The 6,506-nt window shown below is 58.3% G+C and carries 6 protein-coding genes and 1 tRNA gene; 3 read left to right on the forward strand and 4 right to left on the reverse strand.

What is annotated here, in order from left to right:
• Nucleotides 1-5: 5 nt before the first annotated feature.
• Together folE and apaG are read right to left on the reverse strand one after the other, a co-directional pair.
• On the reverse strand, nt 6-671 hold the full coding sequence (gene folE, locus AC1DVI_RS01510; RefSeq protein ID WP_476956501.1) for a GTP cyclohydrolase I FolE: 666 nt from the start codon (nt 669-671) through the stop codon (nt 6-8).
• A 300-nt stretch (nt 672-971) separates the two neighbouring features.
• On the reverse strand, nt 972-1,364 hold the full coding sequence (gene apaG / locus AC1DVI_RS01515) for a Co2+/Mg2+ efflux protein ApaG (protein ID WP_149164481.1): 393 nt from the start codon (nt 1,362-1,364) through the stop codon (nt 972-974).
• Nucleotides 1,365-1,780: 416 nt separating this feature from the next.
• On the opposite strand from apaG, the gene AC1DVI_RS01520 reads away from it, so the two are divergent.
• From AC1DVI_RS01520 to AC1DVI_RS01530, 3 genes are all read left to right on the forward strand, one after another.
• The gene (locus tag AC1DVI_RS01520; RefSeq protein ID WP_476956502.1) at nt 1,781-2,440 is read left to right on the forward strand and encodes a GNAT family N-acetyltransferase; all 660 of its coding nucleotides are present in this window, start codon (nt 1,781-1,783) and stop codon (nt 2,438-2,440) included.
• 35 nt (nt 2,441-2,475) lie between these two features.
• A tRNA-Gly gene (locus AC1DVI_RS01525) sits at nt 2,476-2,549 on the forward strand.
• A gap of 490 nt (nt 2,550-3,039) precedes the next feature.
• Nucleotides 3,040-3,252 carry a hypothetical protein gene (locus AC1DVI_RS01530; protein WP_476956503.1) on the forward strand — a complete coding sequence of 71 codons (213 nt, stop codon included), beginning with the start codon at nt 3,040-3,042 and terminating at the stop codon, nt 3,250-3,252.
• 25 nt (nt 3,253-3,277) lie between these two features.
• On the opposite strand, the gene AC1DVI_RS01535 is transcribed toward AC1DVI_RS01530, so the two are convergent.
• Together AC1DVI_RS01535 and AC1DVI_RS01540 are read right to left on the reverse strand one after the other, a co-directional pair.
• Complete coding sequence (locus AC1DVI_RS01535; protein ID WP_476956504.1) at nt 3,278-3,577, reverse strand: hypothetical protein; 300 nt, start codon at nt 3,575-3,577, stop codon at nt 3,278-3,280.
• 151 nt (nt 3,578-3,728) lie between these two features.
• Nucleotides 3,729-6,248 (reverse strand): DEAD/DEAH box helicase family protein, encoded by a 2,520-nt coding sequence (locus AC1DVI_RS01540; RefSeq protein ID WP_476956505.1) that lies wholly within the window; start codon nt 6,246-6,248, stop codon nt 3,729-3,731.
• Between the last annotated feature and the right edge of the window lie 258 nt (nt 6,249-6,506).

Here is a 6,506-nt window from a genome sequence, read left to right on the forward strand (position 1 = left end):
TTGGCTCACTCCGCGCGGGAGCCTGGGTTGCCGATCATCGACAGGAACTCGCGCCGGGTGGACGGGTCGCTGCGGAAGGCGCCCAGCATCCGGCTGGTTACCATGGTCACGCCGGTCTTGTGCACGCCGCGGGTGGTCATGCACTGGTGTTGCGCCTCGATCACCACGGCGACGCCTTCGGGCTGGAGCACCTGATCGATGGTGTTGGCGATCTGCGCCGTCATCTTCTCCTGGATTTGCAGGCGCTTGGCGTAGGCCTCGACGAGCCGCGCCAGCTTGGAGATGCCGACGACCCGCTGGCGGGGCAGGTAGGCGACATGCGCCTTGCCGATGATCGGCACCATGTGGTGCTCGCAGTAGGATTCCAGCCGGATGTCGCGCAGGACGACCATCTCGTCGTAGCCGTCGGTCTCCTCGAACGTGCGCGCGAGGATATCCTCGGGGTCGATGGCATAACCGGCGAAGAACTCCTCGTAGGAGCGGACCACCCGGTCCGGCGTGCCGACCAGGCCCTCGCGCGCCGGATCGTCGCCAGCCCAGCGGATCAGCGTGCGGACGGCATCCTCGGCCTCGGCACGGGTGGGGCGCGCGGTCTCGCTGTGGCTGGTGCCGACGGGGTGGCCGGGGCCGCAGAGGACGTTGTCGGCGTGCGGAGTCTTGGAAGCCGTCACGGAGCGAAGCCTTTCGATACCTGGTCAAACAGGGTCTGAGTCAAACAAGTTCTAACCACATGCGGGCTGCCGCCGCGGCAGACAATGCCGAAGCCGGCCAGTCAGGTATGAATACGACCCGCTGCTCGCCCGGATCACCGGGATCTTCGAGAAAGCCGGCAGGCAGCAGGGCTGAGTATGGCGCAAGTGGGTTCGAAGGTCCCACAGTCAAGGCGCCGGACTCGGACTTTCAGCCCGCGCTGCGGCGATCGGCTGCGCGCGGCCGGCGGTTTTTCAACGACGGCCGTCAAGCGACCGGCGTCAGTTCAGCTGGCGGGGCTGGTGCGGGCTGTCCAGCGAGAAGGCGGGGACCGCCACGTCGAAGGCCTCGCCGCCGCCCGTTTCGAACCGGTAGGAGCCGACCATGATGCCGGACGGCGTGGGAAGCGGCGTTCCGCTGGTGTATTCGAAGCTGCCGCCGGGTTCCAGCACCGGCTGTTCGCCCACCACGCCTGGCCCGCGAACCTCCTGCACGCGCCCCAGCGCGTCGGTGATGTGCCAATAGCGTGTGCGCAGCCGGACGGTTTCCGGGCCTTCGTTCTCGATCCGGACGTGATAGGCCCAGACATAGCGGCTTTCGGCGGGCATGGACTGCTCGTCGAGAAAGACCGGTTGGACGGTGACGCGGATCGCGCGGGTGACTTTCGTGTACATGGCGGCACTCCCGGCCCTGAGAATAGGGGCGGGGGAAAGCGCCTGTCCAGTGGTGGAGCGGGGGACACCCCCTCCGGATGCCCCGAAGCGGCGAGACGCGTGCGACGGCGATGCATGCAGGACACACCGGTAAGCCATGCGCAGCGGGCCGGTTCCGGCCCATTCACGATCGCTTGAACCCCCTGTCCGCCGATGATATATGCGAGGTCCCTGCAACGGCCGAAGAGCCTTGCCCATGTCTCGTCCGCACAGCATCAGCATCCGACGACGACGCCACCCCGCGCTGCGCGCGGTTGCGGCCGTCCTTGGGTCGCGTGCGGACGCTTCGGGTCTCCGCCGGCACTGATCCGGCGCTCCCCCGGCGCGGCGGCGCGGTCCGCCTCCGACCACAGTCCTTTTGCCGGGAAGCCCCTGACATGATGATCTCCCTGGAAGAGCCGCGGCACGACGCGGCGATCGAAGCCCTGCTCGACCGGTCCTTCGGCCCGGATCGTTTCAAGAAGACCGCCTACAAGCTGCGGGAGGGCGTCGCCCCGATCCCGGAACTCGGCTTCGTCGCCATCGAGCACGACGAATTGGGCAACGAGATCCTGGAGGGCACGATCCGCTACTGGCCGGTGACCATCGGCGGCACGGTGCCGGCGCTCCTGCTCGGCCCGATCGCCGTGTCGGACCGGCTGCAGGGCGGCGGGCTGGGCAGCAAGCTGATCCGGATGAGCCTGAACAAGGCGGCGGCGCTGGGCCACCGGGCGGTGATCCTGGTCGGTGATGCGCCCTATTACGCGCGGTTCGGCTTCACGCGGGAGCTGACGCTGGACATGGCCCTGCCGGGTCCGGTGGATCTCGACCGCTTCCTGGGGCTGGAGCTGGTCTCCGGCGCCCTGGCCGGCGCCGCCGGCATGGTGACCGCCCCGGTGGCGGATGAGGGTTATGGGGTGCCTGCGAATGAGGACGCGCGGCCGGTGGCCGGCGGCACCGCCTTGTTTCCGCGACTGATCTCGCCCTTGGTGTCGGTTTTTGCGGCTTCCCCGCGGGAACTTTCCGATTCCCGCCTGTGGCATGCTCGAACCGCTTGAAAGCGGCGAAAGCGTCGCCTATAAACATGCGGCGCGCGGGTGTAGCTCAATGGTAGAGCAGAAGCTTCCCAAGCTTACGACGAGGGTTCGATTCCCTTCACCCGCTCCAAGCTTTTCAAGGGCTTAGCGCCCAACAATTTCCCTCGAATGCCGCGTACGGAATCCGTACGAAAAACGGGTCAACCCGATCGACTGCACGTGCCTTCGCAGTGCCACCGCTCGGGAAGCCATTTGTTGCCGCCGACTGGGTAAGGCGAGCAGCACCACGTCCCGGCCAACACATGGTGCGGTCATCGGCCACTGGCAGGTTCCGGCAGGTGTCGTTCCCGTGCACCAGACGCGACGACTCGCGGCGCAACTTGGCGAATTAACGGGGCTGGAGTGTCGCGCGCCCGTAGAATCGGCTCGGCAACGGGTTCCAGGAGGTGTTTAACCGCTGACCATTCCCGGACACGGGTCGCGACGGTCGTGTTGCCCACCGCGCCGATCTTCAGCTTGAAGCTCGGCAGGATTCCAAGGAGACTGCGTTCCACATTGAGCAGATTGCCCGTTGGGAGTGGAAGCGGCTGCGCCAGACGGCCGCTGCGGATTGAGCATCCATGGCCGGAACCCGCAACCTCGTGACCATGGAGCGCGTCGCCGAAATCCTTGGCGAAGATGTCGATTGGCTGATCGACATCGCCATCGAGCTGAATCTGGAGGACGGTTGCCTGACCGTGTTCGGCCCAGGCGAGCAGTGGTTCTATGCCCTGACCGAGGATGGCGTCGAGAACCTCAAGGAACTCATCAAAATCCACCGAACGGGACGCTGACCGTTTCGATCCGCACCTGCGTCACTCACCGGATGCGTACATCAAGGCTAACGTGTTTGTGGGCGTCGTCGATATCCCAGACGAGTTGGAAATCCGGGCACTCCCGGGTTGCTTGTTCCTTGCGGAAGAGGTGCACCTTAGGCATGCCGTAGACCTCAGCACTGTTCGCGCCGAAATGGGCGAACGTCTGCTCGGCCATCACATTGAGGTTATGGACCACGCTCTTTGCGCGATGCTCGGCCTGTGGATCCTCCTGCCAGTCCCGATAGGCCGGCAAGACCATCCCGTCGAAGAAGCTGCGTGGTGTGTTGGGCACCCTTATCATGGTAGTCTCGTGTGACTCATTTCTTGCTGGTGAGAGCGAGTTTGAACCAGACGGGGGCATTGCGTTTCACCGTGGACAAAGCGGTGGGGCGCCGCGGCTTCAAAAAGCCACACACCACACCGCCCGCCTGTGTCAATACGGAAAGATTAGTTTACTTCAGATTCTTGAGCTTCTTCGAATAGTTGTCTAGAAGCTCCGCGACTGAAAGGCCATGAGCATCAATGGCCTTTTGTATTTGAGACGCAGACAGATCCCTAAAGTTTACCAACTCAAAAGATTTGAAGAACGAACGAACCGCCTTAACAAGCTTTTTCAACTCCGCCTCTCTCATCGCCTGAACCTCATGCGTGAAAGCGGCCGCACTTTGAACAGTATTAGAAGGGTGCACTATGATACGCCGTACCTGCATTCCTTGATAATGCTTATCAAACCAAGAGCTTGAGCGATTCATTTGCTCTGCTTCTGACTTATTGATCTCGGATCGCAAAATACTAACCTCGCTTTTGCATTCCCACATTATATATTGTGTAGCATCTAGAGCCCACAAATTGTCTGGCCCCTCCTTCCACTCTTTATCCGGCCTTTCCCCCGCGAAGCCGAGAGCTCGGCTGAGCTCATCGAGAGCTTGCTCGAACTTGTCCGCCTTCGTGCCGAAAACAAGCTTGTCCAAAATATCCGACACACGCACGTCCAGGTCGGAGTAATTCTCGAAAGCCCCCACCCATTGGGAAATCCGTTCGACCCTCCCTTGACTTACAACTGTCAGTTTTGCAACCGTCACGCCTGACGGAGGCCTCAGCAACAGATGATTCTTTTTGTGCGCCATGACTTGTAAACGCTTGGATTCCGGGCGATTAGCTTCGTAAGAGTAACGTGCCATCGATTGAAGATACCATCCTTTGTCATCGGCATCGACAACGCCGCCATCAATAAGCTTCTGTAACTCCTCAATTGCGCCAGAGTAATTTCCGTTCATATAGGCCTGCTCTGACTTAAGTTCACTCGCATAGATGCTAAGAATCTCCTTGTTCGCTCCTTTCGGCTTCACTTTGTCCATGCGCTCGGCGTAGAAAGCCTTCCAGTCATCGTCACGGCCGGTACATTGCTGAATGAGCTTTTGGAAGGTATCCTCCGGCGGCTGTCCTGCCTCTACGTCTTGCCTAGCCATCTCCGCGATATCGAGCCCAATCTCTATCTGTGCAGCCATTTGCGCTGACAAATATTCCTTGGATTCCCTATCTCTAAGCAGGCGAACCAGATCCGGGCCAATGGCTATAACTACAGAGTAGTCTTTTTCCCCTCGAACGCTCCTCCCCATGCCTTGCTCGACCGTGCGAACAATTCGCATGACGGTTGCCTTGCTGTGCGGCCGGCAGTACTCCTCATATAGGTCGCAGAGGTTCTCAGAATAGGGCCGACCATCGAACACTAGAATTCGGCAAGTGGAGTCGGGCAAGTCGATTCCATCGTAGCGATTGGCAAGTACAATAGTATGCTCAAAGTCTTTGTTGCGCAGCTTTCCAATGAGGTCTGATACAGAGTCCGTATCGGCAACAATCGCGCCAACTTCTTTCCACTCCTTTGCCCTCTCAAAACTCGGGACGAGCACGACCCGACCGTACTTTCGACTTTTATTAGATGGTCCTACGCTATCAATGACAACTCCACGATGAAGATCGTTATGGATAATGGACGGGATAAGAAGCATTTTTTCGCCGGACCAGCTCTCCTTTTCATAGCTTAGCGGATTGATAATTACCTCTGGCGACAACTGCAGGCCCTTAACTAGAAAAGCATCATCTGTAACCGTAGCTGACATAAAAATACGGTGCTTAGCCTTCCAGTAGGTTCCAAATGCAGATAGAGGAGCAATGTATGGCTCTATTTCAACGGCAGCGCCAGAGATGACGGCTTGGCAGTTATTTAGCATGTCCTTGAGCAAAGGCCAGGCGAACCTGATTGAGGCGCGACTTGCATTGTCCGACAGAATTCCAGCAATTTCGGACTCTCTCACCCCCCAAGCCCAATAGGGAACGGGCAAAAATTGATCCTTCTTGCCATTTTCAATATCAGCGAATGTCCCCATTCCCTGCTGCTCAAGGTCCTGAGCAAAAAGGGTCCTCAACGAACTATATGCGGGCTCATTGCTTGGTATTCTAATGCGACATGCATCGCGAATGCTGTCGGCACATGCATGAGCATCATCCATCAAAAGAGTATCTACATTGATGGATTTTTTATGTAGACCAAACTTGGTAAGTCCGTTGAAAAGCTTTTGCACAGATGTGACAAGTATCTTTTTTCCGTTTATGAAATCATCCGGTATCTCGTCGTCCGCAAGGCAAGTTGCAATTCCAAATTGCTTTGCTTGCAAGCAGGTTTGCGATATGAGGTAGTTATTCGGACACAAATAAGCGACCGGTCCATTTCCCGCGTTCAGGCGAGATTGTAGCATCAGAAGGCCAATTAGAGTTTTCCCTTGCCCGGTGTGTAGCTTTACAATTAGATCACGTTGCTGTTGGCTCTTGGAAAACCAGTCGTTCAAGACGGCGATTTGCGCTGGGCGCAATGGCCCCTTGTCGCTTGCCCTATCAAGAGTATCGTATAGCTCAACTGGGTTTGAAGGCTTCTCTACCTTCTTTCCAGTAAGATGCTTTTTAAAGTCAACCACTCGCACCTCCTCCAGCAAGAGATTTACATTCAAAATCAATGATGGGACAGTCGCATTTGTCCATGCGAGGGTGCAACAGAATTTATCAAGCAATCGCATTGCTCGTAGAGCTGTACGCCACTGGACACCTCGAAAAACCGTAGCGTTGCCGGCGTTCTGGTGATTCCCTTGGCTTGAGGGTGACGGAGGACGGGACATGGCCGGTCAAGCTGGGCTGTTCGATCTTCAGGACCGTTACGCGGAGCTGAGCAAGAGCGG

The organism is Azospirillum sp. P4_B5 (assembly GCF_056402275.1).